This is a genomic window from Geobacillus vulcani PSS1 (genome assembly GCF_000733845.1).
GTDB classification, from domain to species: Bacteria; Bacillota; Bacilli; order Bacillales; family Anoxybacillaceae; genus Geobacillus; species Geobacillus vulcani.
Map to the genome: position 1 here is coordinate 13,104 of NZ_JPOI01000001.1, position 14,471 is coordinate 27,574.

The 14,471-nt window shown below is 53.8% G+C and carries 14 protein-coding genes; 4 read left to right on the forward strand and 10 right to left on the reverse strand.

Annotation, left to right across the window (positions count from 1 at the left end):
• Window positions 1-145: 145 nt before the first annotated feature.
• Complete coding sequence (gene fadH / locus N685_RS0100090; RefSeq protein WP_031404742.1) at window positions 146-913, reverse strand: 2,4-dienoyl-CoA reductase; 768 nt, start codon at window positions 911-913, stop codon at window positions 146-148.
• A 602-nt stretch (window positions 914-1,515) separates the two neighbouring features.
• Here fadH and N685_RS0100095 point away from each other — a divergent pair.
• Window positions 1,516-2,385, forward strand: coding sequence for a metallophosphoesterase (locus N685_RS0100095; RefSeq protein WP_031404744.1), 870 nt, complete (start codon window positions 1,516-1,518; stop codon window positions 2,383-2,385).
• Window positions 2,386-2,451: 66 nt separating this feature from the next.
• The gene (locus N685_RS0100100) at window positions 2,452-2,886 is read left to right on the forward strand and encodes a YkyB family protein (protein ID WP_031404746.1); all 435 of its coding nucleotides are present in this window, start codon (window positions 2,452-2,454) and stop codon (window positions 2,884-2,886) included.
• A 154-nt stretch (window positions 2,887-3,040) separates the two neighbouring features.
• Here N685_RS0100100 and N685_RS0100110 read toward each other — a convergent pair whose 3' ends face one another.
• From N685_RS0100110 to corA, 5 genes are all read right to left on the reverse strand, one after another.
• Window positions 3,041-4,450, reverse strand: a complete 1,410-nt coding sequence (locus tag N685_RS0100110) for a glycosyltransferase family 2 protein (protein WP_051870778.1) — start codon at window positions 4,448-4,450, stop codon at window positions 3,041-3,043.
• On the reverse strand, window positions 4,447-5,472 hold the full coding sequence (locus N685_RS0100115; protein WP_031404751.1) for a HEAT repeat domain-containing protein: 1,026 nt from the start codon (window positions 5,470-5,472) through the stop codon (window positions 4,447-4,449). The genes N685_RS0100110 and N685_RS0100115 overlap by 4 nt, the downstream gene beginning before the upstream one ends.
• Window positions 5,469-7,097, reverse strand: coding sequence for a GGDEF domain-containing response regulator (locus tag N685_RS0100120; protein WP_031404753.1), 1,629 nt, complete (start codon window positions 7,095-7,097; stop codon window positions 5,469-5,471). Before N685_RS0100120 ends, N685_RS0100115 begins: the two co-directional genes overlap by 4 nt.
• 172 nt (window positions 7,098-7,269) lie before the next feature.
• Window positions 7,270-7,920 carry a glycoside hydrolase domain-containing protein gene (locus tag N685_RS0100125; protein WP_031404755.1) on the reverse strand — a complete coding sequence of 217 codons (651 nt, stop codon included), beginning with the start codon at window positions 7,918-7,920 and terminating at the stop codon, window positions 7,270-7,272.
• Window positions 7,921-7,996: 76 nt separating this feature from the next.
• Window positions 7,997-8,989 (reverse strand): magnesium/cobalt transporter CorA, encoded by a 993-nt coding sequence (corA, locus tag N685_RS0100130; protein ID WP_031404757.1) that lies wholly within the window; start codon window positions 8,987-8,989, stop codon window positions 7,997-7,999.
• A gap of 196 nt (window positions 8,990-9,185) precedes the next feature.
• On the opposite strand from corA, the gene N685_RS0100135 reads away from it, so the two are divergent.
• Both N685_RS0100135 and N685_RS0100140 read left to right on the forward strand, forming a co-directional pair.
• Complete coding sequence (locus N685_RS0100135) at window positions 9,186-9,413, forward strand: IDEAL domain-containing protein (protein ID WP_031404758.1); 228 nt, start codon at window positions 9,186-9,188, stop codon at window positions 9,411-9,413.
• A gap of 156 nt (window positions 9,414-9,569) precedes the next feature.
• The gene (locus N685_RS0100140; RefSeq protein WP_031404760.1) at window positions 9,570-10,727 is read left to right on the forward strand and encodes an aminotransferase A; all 1,158 of its coding nucleotides are present in this window, start codon (window positions 9,570-9,572) and stop codon (window positions 10,725-10,727) included.
• A gap of 231 nt (window positions 10,728-10,958) precedes the next feature.
• On the opposite strand, the gene N685_RS0100145 is transcribed toward N685_RS0100140, so the two are convergent.
• From N685_RS0100145 to N685_RS0100160, 4 genes are all read right to left on the reverse strand, one after another.
• Window positions 10,959-11,933 carry a quinone oxidoreductase family protein gene (locus N685_RS0100145; RefSeq protein WP_031404761.1) on the reverse strand — a complete coding sequence of 325 codons (975 nt, stop codon included), beginning with the start codon at window positions 11,931-11,933 and terminating at the stop codon, window positions 10,959-10,961.
• Entirely contained in the window at window positions 11,930-12,712 is a 783-nt protein-coding gene (locus tag N685_RS0100150) for a 2-phosphosulfolactate phosphatase (RefSeq protein WP_031404763.1), read from the reverse strand. The genes N685_RS0100145 and N685_RS0100150 overlap by 4 nt, the downstream gene beginning before the upstream one ends.
• A 9-nt stretch (window positions 12,713-12,721) precedes the next feature.
• The gene (locus N685_RS0100155; protein WP_031404765.1) at window positions 12,722-13,780 is read right to left on the reverse strand and encodes a phosphotransferase family protein; all 1,059 of its coding nucleotides are present in this window, start codon (window positions 13,778-13,780) and stop codon (window positions 12,722-12,724) included.
• Window positions 13,781-13,867: 87 nt separating this feature from the next.
• Entirely contained in the window at window positions 13,868-14,437 is a 570-nt protein-coding gene (locus N685_RS0100160) for a TetR/AcrR family transcriptional regulator (protein WP_084177451.1), read from the reverse strand.
• Window positions 14,438-14,471: the final 34 nt, after the last annotated feature.

The window sequence follows — 14,471 nt, forward strand, 5'->3', positions numbered from 1 at the left end:
GCAAAAAAGCGGATTCCTTGCCATACAAGGAATCCGCTCGCACCCAAGGACCGTTTGCAACCAAACAAGAGCGATTTTTCCTAAACGCCTCCTTTTCACCGCAGAGGCGCAGGTCTTGCCGCAAGGTTCTTCGCAGCAAATGTTGCTAAAACGGACGCCGATTCAGCCATTGACCGCCGTCGACGGTGATGCAGGCACCGTTGATGTAAGCGGCTTCATCCGAAAGCAAAAACGAAGCGACCGCCGCGATCTCTTCCGGCGTTCCGAGCCGCCCAAGCGGCACGCTTTCCAACGTCATCCGCTCCGCTTCTTCCGACTCCCAAAGGCGTTCCGCCCCTCCTGTGCGCTCGATCGGCCCCGGAGCGATGGCATTGACGCGGAATCCGTATTTCTTCCCCCACTCGACCGCGAGCGTGCGCGTCATCGCCAACACTCCGGCTTTGGCGCAGGCGGAATGAATGACCCCGGCGCCGGCATGCCAAGCGTACGTCGCGATAATGTTGATGATGTTGCCTTTCAAACCGCGTTGAATCCAGTAGTTGCCAACTTCCCGACTGCAGTAAAACGTGCCGTTCAACACAATATTGATGACGCTGTTCCAACCGTTGATGGACAACTTTTCCGCCGGGCAGATAAAATTGCCGGCCGCATTGTTGATAAGGGCATCGATGCGGCCGAATTCCGCATCAGTTCGCTCCACCATGTGCGCCACTTGTTCCGGGTTGCGCACATCCATCGGGATCGTAAGCACTTTCCCTCCATCCGGCGCGGCGATTTCCCGCTTGGCCTCTTCAAGCGCCTCGGCCCGCCTTCCCGTAATGACGACGTTTGCCCCCTCAGAAACAAACCGCTTCGCCATATATTTCCCCATTCCGCTCGACCCGCCGGTTACAATAATGACTTTTCCATTCATCTTTTTCTCCCCCTATGAGTGATGATTCATTCATATTTTTATCATACTACATGATTATGGAATATTCGATATTTTTTATAAGTAAAATGTTTGTGGGAGAAAAAAACAGGTTCCTGATTGGGCATAATAAAGAACCTGGCGGATATGTAAGCAAAATCGATGAAACGATGTCCTCCAACAGGGCAGACATCAGGTCAGCGAAAATGTTCTGTAAGGCACGGAATCACTCCATCTCCATCTCTTTCAATGTCAAGGATTTGGTGATACAATGTTGTTGAAATTCCATGGGCTCTCTCCCTCCTAATTCTTGGTTGTTTTTCGCCAATCACCATCATAGCAGAGAGAGTCCTTTTTGCATATGTTTTGCTTTTCACCCTGCCACGCTTCGCCTGATAGCCCCAACGAGCGTTGTGAACAAACGTCTGCAACTCTCATCGGAGATCATTCTGGAATTTCACCCACAACTATTTTCCCCACACAGAAGTGGGTTTTCTCGCTCGCATTTCTTAGTAAATGGAATATTCGAACATCTTAGTCCTCCTATTGTCCTTCTCCCTCTTTTTTCGTTATAATAGAGCTGCTTGTGAAAGGACGGCGAAACGATGCACCATATTGAAACAACCAAACTAAGCCGGCGCGCTTTTTTGAAAAAGCTGACGCGCACAAGTTTCAGTGCAGCGCTGATGATGGCGGCCACCTATGGCTACGCGCGTTGGATTGAACCGGCTGAGCTGACCGTGACGCACCATGCGCTGTCGCATCCGCTCATCCCAAAGTCGTTTGCCGGCGTCAAGTTGTTGCAGTTTAGCGATCTTCATCTCGGCCATTATTATGGTTTGGAACGCTTTTACCGCATTATCGGCCGCATCAACGAACTCAGGCCCGATCTTGTCGTCTTCACGGGCGACTTGCTTCATGAAGCAAATCGGTATCCGCACGCTGACGCGGTCGCTGAGGCGTTGGCCGGCATCCGCGCCCCGCTCGGGAAATTCAGCATATACGGAAACCATGACCACGGCGGCTACGGAACAGATATTTACCGCCGACTGATGGAACGGGCGGGCTTCCGGCTTTTGGTCAACGAGCACGTCCTTGTGCGCCGCGGGCAGGACGCCATCGCCATCGCCGGCAGTGATGATCTAATGCTCGGCCGGCCGAATTGGGCCAAAATGATCGCCGGCGTCCCCCGAGCTACGTACACGATCGCTCTCGTTCATGAACCGGACAGCGCTCTTGAGACGAGCCGCTATCCGATTCACGTCCAACTGTCCGGCCATAGCCACGGCGGGCAAATTCAGTTGCCGTTGATCGGACCACTCATCACGCCACCGCTGTCCGAGCGGTATTATGAAGGGTTTTATCACATCGGCGGGCTCTTGTTGTACGTCAACCGCGGTCTGGGTACGACACGGGTGCCGCTCCGCTTCTTCGCCCCGCCGGAGTTGACCGTTTTTTCGCTTGCTCCCGGCTAGAAGTAGGACAAACCGCCAACAACGCGCTTCCTATGTTATAATAGAAAGAAAAAAGGAGACATGCCGATGAAACCGTTGCAATTGACGGTCGACAATATTGCCAAAGCGATTTTTACCGTCAACCGCCATGCCAAAACCGCTTTGAATCCTTCATTTCTTTATCTTCTAAAGAAAAAGGCGATTGAAAAGCTGCTTGAGGAGGGCAAGGCGAAAAAAGTCGGCCTCCATTTTTCCCGCAATCCGAAATACAGCCAACAGCAATCCGACGTGCTCGTTGCCGTCGGCGACTACTACTTCCACATCCCACCGACAAAACAAGATTTCGCCGTCCTTCCGCACCTTGGCGCTCTCAACGATTCGTACCGCAACCCTCCGACTCGGATGCCGCTGTCAGAGGCCAAAGCCATTCTCATCGCCTACACCGGACTAAAAGAAAAGCCAGAACAAAAGCCGAAACGGCTGACAAGACCCGTATTTAAACGGCTCGGCGACCGCTATTAAGCGGACCGCCGAGCCGTGGCCTGGCTTTTCGCTTTGAATTCATCATGTTTTCGTAAATATTCCTCTTTTTGTTCGATCACGACCGCTTGGGAAGACATGCACTGGTTCGTCAAGCCGAGGCGCAGCCTTTTCCGCTCTATTCTCTACCTATTGTTTACGCCGATACTCCTTTTCGTTTGATACTCCCCCATTGCTTTTTCCGGCGAACAGCGTCGATCACCCCTTCACACCGCCACCAGGCTGTAAGCGGTCGGTACCAAAGCGTCTCCGTCAATGAGAAGAAGAAAAGCCACACTAAATCAGAGACGTTCGGGAACTTCCGCTCAGTCCATTCTTCAAGCAAGACGGCAGCCGCTGACAACAGCGAACCGTACAAAACCGAAACCGTCAGCAAAAGAAGCGCGAATTCGACGTACAAGTTTCCGAGAAACAAGGAGCAAACAACGACCATATAGCCGATCAACTCCATGACCGGGCCGAGAAGTTCAATGAACCAAAAATACGGCAGCGAAAGAAGGCCGATGGAGCCGTACTTCGGATTGAACAGCAACGACCGATGGCGCCATAAACTCTCAAGCAGCCCGCGATGCCAGCGCCGCCGCTGCCGACGCAAATCCCCATACGTTTCCGGCGCTTCCGTCCAGCAAACTGGGTCGGGGATGTAGATGATTTTTTTCGTCTCGTTTTTTTCCCGCGCCAGTCGATGCAGACGCACAACGAGTTCCATATCCTCGCCAGCGGTATCGGCATATCCCCCCGCTTCCATCACCCACGGTTTGGAAAAGACGCCGAATGCCCCGGAGACAATCAGCAACAAGTTGTGTCGGCTTAAGCCGAGACGGCCGAGCAAAAACGCGCGCAAATATTCAATCGTTTGCATAATGACGAGCGGACGCCGCGACAAACCGACCTTGACGATTTCACCGCGTTCAATCCGACAGCCGTTGGCGACCCGGACCGTCCCTCCAGAAGCAATGACCTCTCCGTCGGATTCAAGCATCGGTTTCATCACCTTCAAAAACGCGCGCCGCTCAAGGACAGAATCACCGTCGATGGAGCAAATGTATGGGTAGCGGGCAGCGTTGATTCCGGCGTTCAACGCATCGGCTTTCCCGCCGTTTTCTTTATCCAACACAAACAAATGCGGGTAATCGGGTGACTGGTAAACCGCCTTGATTTCCTTTGCCGCCAGCTGGCGGCGAATGACGCGATAGATTGGCTGCAGGTGGAAGTGCTCGATCAACCGCTCAAGCGTTCTGTCGGTTGAGCCGTCGTTAATGACGATCACTTCATACTCCGGGTATTCAATGGCGAGCAGTGACCGCACCGAGCCGACGATGCCCGCTTCCTCATTATAAGCGGGGACGAGGATGGACACCGGTTTTGCATAGCTCGCATCGAGCAATTCTTCATACGGCTCCCAATCGTCGAGGCGATGGACGCGGCGCAAGTGAATGAAGGCGGCAACAAGCAAAAACGTATAAAAAAGGAGAACGATGGTCATATAAACGAGCACAACATGCCCGACCGTCAAGAGGAACCCCCGCCATGCTTCCACCATCATCCCTCCCCTTGAAGCCATTGCTTCGCCATGTCGCGGGCGTAACGATCGGCCGCTGTGCGCGCCGCTGTACGCAACACGGCCCGACCGCCTGGCAGACGGGCGATGGCCGCCGCTGCTTCGGAACGAACGACAAATGAGCGATCACCTAGCCGCTCATAAAGCAAGGGGAGAAGCCGCTCTTCACGGCATTTTCCCGCAAGACGAGCGGCCATCAGCCGCTCTTGCCAATGGGGCGAGCACAAGTGACGCTCGAGCCTCGCCGCTTCAAGCGGCATGCCGATTTCCGCCATCGCCTTAAGCGCGCGAACACGAAGCTCCAACTCATCTGATGTCAACAGCTCCAGCAAAAACGATCGCTCCCCTCGTCGGCGGATGCCAATCATGTCGATGAACGCGCATTTCCCTGCCCGCGGCAGCTCATCAAATCGTTGTTCCACCTGTCGAAGCAGCCGCTCGCTCATATGGCCAAAAATGACTCGGTACGTAAATTCCGTCAATTCGTATTTTGGCTCGAGCACGTAAGCCACAACCGGGCTATAGTCAAATTGGGCGAAAATAGCCAACAGCTTTGCTTCTTCTCCTCTCGTCACCCGGTCGGAGCGGTACAGCCGCTCCATCTCCGGCAGCATCGCCTTCACCTGCAAATCCTCGATCAAAAACAGCGCGTTCATCCGCTCGCTCCAATGGCGGCTTGACAGCCTTCGGCGCAGCCATCCTTGAAAATGCATCTCCGCCAAAGTTCGAATTCGCTCCTGCACTTGCTCTCCTTTCAAGAGTGAAGCAAAATGGTCAAGGAGCTCCATCATCGCTTCACGCTCAAGCGGTGAAGACGGCAAAGGCAGCTGCTCCTCTTCACCGAGCAAATAACGAAGCAGCGGAAGGTGGTATCGTTCCTTCAGAGCGCACAGCTGAGCCTGGCGGCGGTTTTCCCGCCACTTTTGCACAACCAAATAGAGAAACAAGCTTACCAACAGCGCAAGGAAAACGGCCGTTGCGGCCAAGGCGGCCAACAGCGCCATCATGCATCCAGCTCCTTTAACAGCCGACATAGCCTCGCTTCAAGTTCAAGCCATTTAAACGGCTTCGTCACATATTCATCCGCTCCTTGTTCAAGCGCATGCGCGATATCTCGCTCATCTTGGCGCGATGTCAACATCATCACCTTGCAAGGCTTTCGCTCTCGACGGAGGCGGTGAAGAACCTCCAGTCCATCCATTCTCGGCATCACCCGGTCCAAAATGACAACAGAGCGCCGCCCGCTTTCATAAAGCGGCGATTCCAAAAAGGAAAGTCCGTCGTCGAACTCGTAAATCTCTGCTTCCCTCTCCTGCTCAGCAGCAAGCTTGCGGACAAGATCGGCGATCATCACCCGCACGAGTTCATCATCATCCACGATGGCCACTGACCATCGCTGTTGATCCGTTTGCGTCGGACGGACGTCCTCATCCAAACATTCCCCCTCCTCGCATGCCGCCTCTTCGATTCGATTGCCGCCGCCTCGTTTCGCCGCATACAGCGCCCTGTCGGCCACACGCAGCCAATAATCAAGCGGCTGATCCGGATCACGAAATTCAACCAAGCCGGCAGAAAACGTACAAGATAGGCGCTCGCCGTCGGCATCGATCGTTTCGGCGGCGAACTGGCGCCGCAGCCGCTCCAGCACCGCACGCGCCTCGCTTCTTGACGTTCTGGCCAGCCAAACAATAAACTCTTCGCCTCCAAAGCGAATGACCGTATCCCCTCCACGCGTATGTTGGCGCAAAAAAGCAGCCAGCTTCCGCAACACGGCATCGCCTGCCAAGTGGCCGAAGCGGTCGTTGATTTGCTTGAAATGATCCAAATCGAGCAGCGCCAAACAGCTGGGGGTGCCAGAGCGTTCAAGTTCGCTGCGCAGGCGCACGTATACTTGCGGCAAATACTTCCGATTGTATACGCCCGTCAATTCATCAATGAGCACCAGGTCATCGATTTTTCGTTTTTTTTCCACGAGTCGGCGAACGCGAACGAACAGTTCATCTGCCGCTGGGCAGGCGATGACATCATCTGCGCCAAGCTCATACCCTTTCAATCGCCCCTCTTTTCTCTCGTCTTTGCTCACAATGACAACCGGAAGATAGGGGCGCTGTCCGGCGCGCTCAAGCAAAACCATCAAGTCCGGATTCTCCCACTCTTCCTCCTTCACACTGACGATCATGCAATCCGGGCTGATGCGAAACATTGACGACGCCGCCTGCTCGAAGGAGGGAATCGTCATGAAACGCCATGGCAAGGGTTGCAGCGCGCCGCAGACGTAAGCAAAAAACAGGGGGTCATTTCCACAGAGGAGAATCGTCGCTCTCGGCCCTTGACGGTGCGAAAAGGGAATGGTGGAAGAAGCCGCTTTCCCGGCTTCATAGAAGCAGCGAAGGAGAGGAACCATTTCCATCAGCACTTCCTCCGCTGTCCATTGCCGTTCCGTTTGGCCGTTCAACCGATGAATAAGCCGCTCCACTTCAGCAGTGATATCGCTGCGGCCAATCACCGCTGCCGTCCGGCCAACCGCATTGAAAAATTGGGCCAACTCCGCACCGGCAAGCGGCGGCCCCGCTCTCCATCGTTCGTATTGTTCATAGATGCGATCCAACAGCGAGGCGACAGATCGATCCATATTCCCTCTCCTTTCGATTATCGTTTCGTTTTTCCCAACCCACTCACATCCTCCTTTTTTCCTATTACTAATATAATCGATCCAAGCAAAAAACATTAAAAGAAAAAACTCGCAACACCCCACAATTTCCTAGCCGCATAAAAAAAGCCGTTGCTTTTTGCAACGGCGTTGTTCAATACAAAAAATCAAGCAAGCGGCGATCAGCCAAATTCGTGTCAACCGGGCAGACTTCTGCGTCACGCCCGTACTGCCACACCCAGACGTTCGCGTTGCAAGGCGGGGCGGCAGGCTGGTAGCGCGGCGCTTTCTGCTCCTTCGTCGTTCCCGGCCTTGGGGCCGCGCTCCAAATCACGGCCTGCACCGCCACTTGGTTGTTTCGGCTGACCGCCTCACAATAGGCGGCAGCGAACCCCCCTTTCGTTGGGTCCGCATACAGCCCCGGCCGGTACCCGGTCGGATAGAGCGTCTCCACCCAAGCAGCGATCCAAGCGGCATCCACGGCGAAAAAGTCTTCAATGTTGGCAAACAGCAGCTTATTTTTCGGAATGCCGAGCCGCCGCGCATGAAACACCGCATTGCGTGCCGCCACCTGTCCGTTCGCATAACCGACCGCTTCACGGAAGGCGTTATAAATCGGCAACACTTTCACCCCATAGTTGCGGATGCGGGCGATCTCATCGCGCGTCAATCCTTCGGACACGTTCGGCACTTCCGACAAATAGCGGCCCCAAAATTTTGGATAGCCAAGCTCCGTCCGCACGCATTGAAACAGCTGATCCGTTACGACTTGCGCCGAATCGACGCCCCAAATGCCTCTTGCCATCGTTTCCCCTCCTTCGCGTTCACGCTGCCGTTATGCTGTAATTATGTATATGAGGGGAACAGCCTGTTTTATACGGCTACTGGCGGCGCTCCCGCTCCTCCTTCGCCCAGTCGCCTTTCAACAACTGAAACCAGCCATTGCGCTTAAACCAAACGAACATCGTCATGCCGATCACCGCCATGGCCGCCAATACGACAAAGTAGCCATATTTCCAATGCAGTTCAGGCATATAATCAAAGTTCATCCCATAAATGCCGGCAATAAAGGAGAGCGGCATGAAAATCGTCGTAATGGCGGTAAACGTCATCATAATGTTGTTCATTCGATTCGAGTTGAGCGATAAATAGCTGTCACGGATATCCGCGGTAATTTCCCGATTCGTCTCAATCATTTCCGACAGCTTCAACAAATGATCGTAAATATCATGGAAATACAACTGCCGCTCTTTCATGCGCTGCAGCCGGTCGGAGTGGATAATGCGGTACAATAAGTCGCGCATCGGCACAATCGTCCGGCGCAATTTCGATAAATCGCCGCGAATGTCAAACACTTTTTCAATGATGTCATGAATCGGTTCGTTGTTCGTATTCTCCTCTAAATCGTTCAGCACGTCTTCAATATGGTAAAGCGGTGGGAAATAATCATCCACAAGCTTGTCGATCAACCGGTACATGACGTGAAACGGCCCCTGCTGAACATCTTCCTCATGTTTGAGCCGCTCCCACACCTCATCGACCGCGTGAATGGCCGACTTATGAAACGAAACGATGAAGTTTTGCCCGACAAACAAATCGACTTCCTCAGCCTCCAGCGTCATCCCGGCAATCGCATGAAGAACGACAAACAAGTAGCGGTCGTAAAAATCAAGCTTCGGCCGTTGTACATATTCAAGACAGTCTTCAATCGCCAGTGGGTGAAAACGGAAAAAGGAGGCGAGCAACGCCGATTCCTCATCCGTCGGCTCATGAAAGTCAACCCAATACCATGAGATGTCCGGGCTGTTGACCATCGTTAAGTCAACATCATACAAAATCTCAAATTCTTTTGTCACAACACATGTGCGAATCATCGCCATCACCCTGCCATTTTTTCTCCTCTTATCATAACCGAAAACCTGTTAATTCCCAACAAAAAACGGGTATAAAAATCATGTAGAGAAAAAATTGACAAAAAATATTTATCTAAATTTTCTTTACATTGGCATCAAAAACGACGATAATATAAGAAAGGGAACTGTTTCGTTCCCATATGGGAGGGACTGAATCATGTACGAAAAACAATACCCGAATGAAGGCGCCGTTTTGTTCAACCAGCCGGAAGAAAAAAGCAGCTACGGACCGATGGCCGAACAAGTGCTGAAAGAAGCGATCTTCCAGTTTCAAAGAAAAAAACTGATGGAACAGATCGATGAAGCGCTCGCCTCGGGCAACAAGCCGTTGTTTTTCACGCTTTCCGCCCAATATAACGACCTGTTGAAAAAATACGGCGCGTAAAAGGAGCGAACGAAGTTGGAAAGTGAATCGTCAATGACCAAGTGAGCCCCATTTCCGTTTGAGGGAATCATGTAGACGGAAAGGGGCTTATTTTTGTTTTTTCGTTTTCCCCGCCAATGGTACAATAGAAACAAAAAAAAGAAAGGTGGACCACTGGTGAAACACCTCATTCAACCACGTGTTCAATCCATTCAGCTATCAGGCATCCGCCAATTTTTCAATCTTGTCGCCGACCGGCCGGGACTTGTTTCCTTGACGATCGGCCAGCCTGACTTCCCAACGCCCGATCATGTCAAAGCAGCCGCTCAGGAAGCGATTGCCGCCGATTTCACGACGTATACAGCGAACGCCGGGCTGCTTGAACTGCGCCAAGCAGCTTGCCAATTCGTCGCTGACAAGTACGGCCTCCGCTACACGCCGGACGAAGTCATCGCCACCGTCGGCGCCAGCCAGGCGCTTGATATCGTGTTTCGCACGATTTTAGAGGAAGGAACGGAAGTGCTCCTTCCCGCGCCCGTCTATCCCGGCTATGAACCGCTCATCCGCTTGTGCGGGGCAAAACCGGTGTACATCGACACAAGGCCAAACGGTTTCCGTCTGTCGGCTGAGCTCATTGCGCCTTATTTGACGGAAAAGACGCGCTGCGTGATTCTTCCTTATCCATCCAACCCAACTGGGACGGCGCTGTCGTCTGAAGAGCTGGCCCGTATCGCTTCGCTCTTGAAAGGGCGGCCGATTTGGATCGTTTCCGATGAAATTTATAGCGAACTCGTTTATCGCGGACGTCATCGCTCGATCGCCGAATGGCTGCCGGAGCAGACGATCGTCATCAACGGCTTAAGCAAGTCGCACTCCATGACCGGTTGGCGCATCGGGTTTGTCTTCGCTCCGGCGTTCGCCATTGAACAAATGGTAAAAGTGCACCAGTACAGCGTCTCGTGCACATCATCGATCAGCCAAAAAGCAGCGGTCGAGGCGTTGACCGCCGGCAAAAACGATGCCGAGGTAATGCGCGCCGCCTATGCTGAGCGGCTTGAGTATGCCTACGGTCGTCTCACCGCCATGGGGCTGCCGGTTGAGAAGCCGGATGGGGCGTTTTATTTGTTTCCGTCGATTGCCGCCTTTGGCATGTCTTCGTTCGATTTTGCCCTCGATGTCGTCGAAAACGCCGGCGTCGCCCTCGTTCCCGGCAGCGCCTTTTCCGAATACGGTGAAGGCCACGTCCGACTGTCATACGCTTATTCGCTCGATGTGCTCAAAGAAGGGCTCGACCGGCTCGAGCGATATATCCAAGTGAAGCGCCGCAAATCGTAACGGTTTTCAAAAATGTACCAGTGTAGGCCGCCATGCCCCATGAGAAAAAGCTGCTTTTCTTTCGACTTTTGTTCACTATTGGCTTTAGGAGAATAGACAAAAAAAGGGCTGACCCAAAAGGTCGTCTTCCTTTCAGACATACACAACATATAGTATGAAACAAGAAGTTGATGCGTATATATAGTAATGAAAGAGGGTGTCCCGATCCTTTTGGGACACCCTCTTCGTTCCTTATGGCACAAGCAGCAGCTTGCCGTGCGTTTTCCGCCCTTGCAACAGCCGATGCACTTCAGAAGCCTGCTCAAGCGGGTAGATGCCTCCGATCGTCAGCTTCAAGCTTCCGTCCTGCACCCAGGCAAGCAGATCGCGCAAACTTTGGGTATACAACTCCCACTTCCGCATGATTTGCGGCAAGAAAAAGCCGATCACCGACCAGTTTTTCGCCATCAACCGGACCGGATTGAGACGCGTCATCTCTCCGCTCGCCGCCCCGTATACGACGAGGCGGCCGAACGGAGCGAGGCAATCGAGCGTCTGATGAAAGACATCGCCGCCCGCCATTTCCAAAGCGACATCGACGCCGCGTCCACCGGTCGCCTCCATCACGTCCGCAGCCCAGCTGTTTTTTGTATAATCAATGGTGACATCAGCGCCAAGCTGTTGGGCGAGCGCCCGTTTTTCCTCCGTACTTGCCGTGGCGATGACCGTTTTGGCGCCGAACCGTTTCGCCAGTTGGACGGCAATCGTCCCAACGCCGCCGGCGGCGGCGTGAACGAGTACGGTTTCTCCTTCCTCTAAGCGGCCCATCGTTTTGAGAATATGGTAGGCGCTCAGTCCTTGCACCGGCAAAGCCGCCGCCTGCCGAGCATCCATGCCATCCGGAAGCAGCACGACCGCCCGCTCGTCGACAGCGACAAACTCGGCGTAGCCCCCAGACTCAATCAAGGCGACGACGCGCTGCCCTGGACGGACCGTTTGCACCTCCGGACCAACTTCACGGACAACGCCGGCCACCTCCGTCCCAGGTATGAATGGAAGCGGCGTCGGCACCACGTAGCGCCCTTCCCTCCGGGCTGTATCCGCATAGTTGACACCGATCGCTTCGGCTTCGATCAATACTTGCCGCCCCGTGGGCTTCGGACGTTCTCCTTCGCAAACACGCAAGACATCCGGTCCTCCGTATTCAACGAATTGGACATATTTCATGGCGATATCCCCTCCTTCGTTACTTCCGTTGACGCTATATCGCGCAGTTCCAGGCCGAACAGCCCCCGTTCAAGTTTTGGAACGGAAGAAAGCGCTCCGTGCCGGTTAATGTAATCCATTTCTGACTCCAAACCGTACGCCGCCATCCAACGGCCGACGCGCGAGGCGAACAATACTTCTTTCGCCTTTTTTTCCCCCGAATATTGCCGGTAAAAGAGCCATGCGGCCATCGCGCTGTCGGACAGCTTGGCCGCATCGACCCCTTGCTCGACGAGGCAATGCACGAAATAGCCGGCGCCATAAAAATCTTCGAGGCAAAAACGACCCGACGAGCCGGAGCAGATGGCAATAATCGTTTTGTCGCGATGCCATCGGCAAATATGCTCGCTGACCGCCGGGCTGTTCAGCAAGCTCGCCGTGTATACCGCGCTCGCCGACTGGGCTTTGCGAACCGCCACCGTGCCATTGGTCGTCGACAACACGACCGTTTTCCCCGGGCAGACGGTTTGCAAAAACAGCGGCGCCGGGGGATGGAAGCCATCGATCGTCCGTCCCTCCCGTTCACCGACGAGCTCATAACTTTTCTCGGGCAAGTGAATCGCGACCGCCTTCGCCTCCTCGGCGTCGCGCACCGGGATCACCGAACGAGCGCCGGCCGAAAGCGCTGCTGCAATCGATGAGGTGGCAAGCAAAATGTCGAACACAACGGCAACCTTCCCATCAGCGAGCGCCGTCTCATCAATGTCTTCTTTGCGCAGCACGACATGCACGTTTGTCATCACGCTGCCTCACCGTCCTGTCGCCAGCTGCCATGCATGCTCAATGAGCGCTTCAACAAACTGGCCAAAATGGCGAAACCGATCATCGTTCGTCTGTCCGCGGCGGTAGCGGTAATAAATTTGCTGGCAAATGACCGCTAATTTAAAGTAGGCAAACGTTAAATACACGTGCATATCGGATACATCACGGCCGCTTTTTTTGGCATATGCCTCAATAAACTGCTCGCGCGTATAAAAACCGGGACGGACGGTGACCGGCGCGCGGCCAAATCCATTTTTCACAAGCGGCGGATCATCTTCTTCAATCCAATAACTCATCGCCACCGCCAAATCGGCCAGCGGATCGCCGACGGTCGACATTTCCCAGTCAAACAAACCGACCATTTTCGTTACGTCATCTTTGGCAAACAAAGCGTTGTTCAGCTTAAAGTCATAATGAATCACCGTTGCTTCGCGCTGCGGGGGGATGTGGGAAGCGAGCCACTTCATCAGCGCCTCCGCTTCCGGGATGTCATCCGTCTTCGCCCGCTCATAGCGCTGGATCCATCCATGCACTTGCCGTTCCATAAACCCATCCGGCTTCACCATCTGCACAAGGCGCGTTTGGGTATAGTCGATTTGGTGGATGTGGACAAGCGTCTCGACCATCGTCTCGGAAATGCCGCGGCAAACTTCCTCCGTCGGAGTGATGCCGTCGGGAAAATCGCTGTCAATGACGACGCCATGCCGCCGCTCCATCACGAAAAACGGGCTGCCGATCACCGATTCGTCCTCGCAAAAATACAACGGTTTCGGGGCGAGTGGAAACAGCGGATAGATCTCCGAAAGCCACGTGCTCTCCCGCTTCATATCATGCGCTTTCGGCGGCACCGGGCCAAACGGCGGCCGGCGCAGCACCGCTTCCCACTCCCCGCAGCGCAACAAATACGTCAAATTCGACCGCCCAGCAGAAAATTGCTGAATCTCCAACTCCCCATCCGGCATGTCCGGGAGCACTGAGCGCAAAAACGCGGCCAATTTTCCAGCCGGCAGTTCTTCCCCTTTGCGCACCGGAATAATCGCTGTCATCTCTCCCTTTCCCCCTTCGTCAACCAATCTCATCGCCCTATGCTGTCTTGCCATAGCATCCATCGGCTAGGATGGATGGGCTCTTGTTCACTCGACCGGCGAGACTGAAGACGCGCTCATGCCATCCAGCAAAATCACGACCATCTGTTTTGCTACCTCGGCATCGGTCAGCTCGCCATCCGGACGAAACCACTGGTAGCTCCAATTGGCCGCGCCAAGCACCGTCAGCGTCGCGATCGATGGCGACAAATCGCAGCGCAGTTCGCCGTTTTTCATCCCTTCCTCAATCAACGACTGCAGCCGATAGCGGAACAGGTCGCGCTTTTCTTTTACTTTTTGTAAATGCTCTTCATTCAAATGCTTCATTTCACGAAAAAAAATGCGCGCTTCCCGCCCCTGCCGTTCGACATTATGGATGAGCATGAAGACAATGTCATACAGTCTTTCCCGCACCGAGCGCCCCTTATCATTGATAATGCGCTCCTCTTCATCAAGCAGCCCTTCAATGTAGCGAAGGTGAATATCCATCAACAGTTCCTCTTTGCTTGTAAAGTAGTAATAAAACGTTCCTTTCGTCACTCCAAGGGCATCGACAATGTCTTGGATCGATGTTTCGCTGAAGCCGTTTTGTTCAAACAGCTCAATGCTGGCAGCCATAATTTTCTCCTTCACGTTTTCACACCTCTTGCCC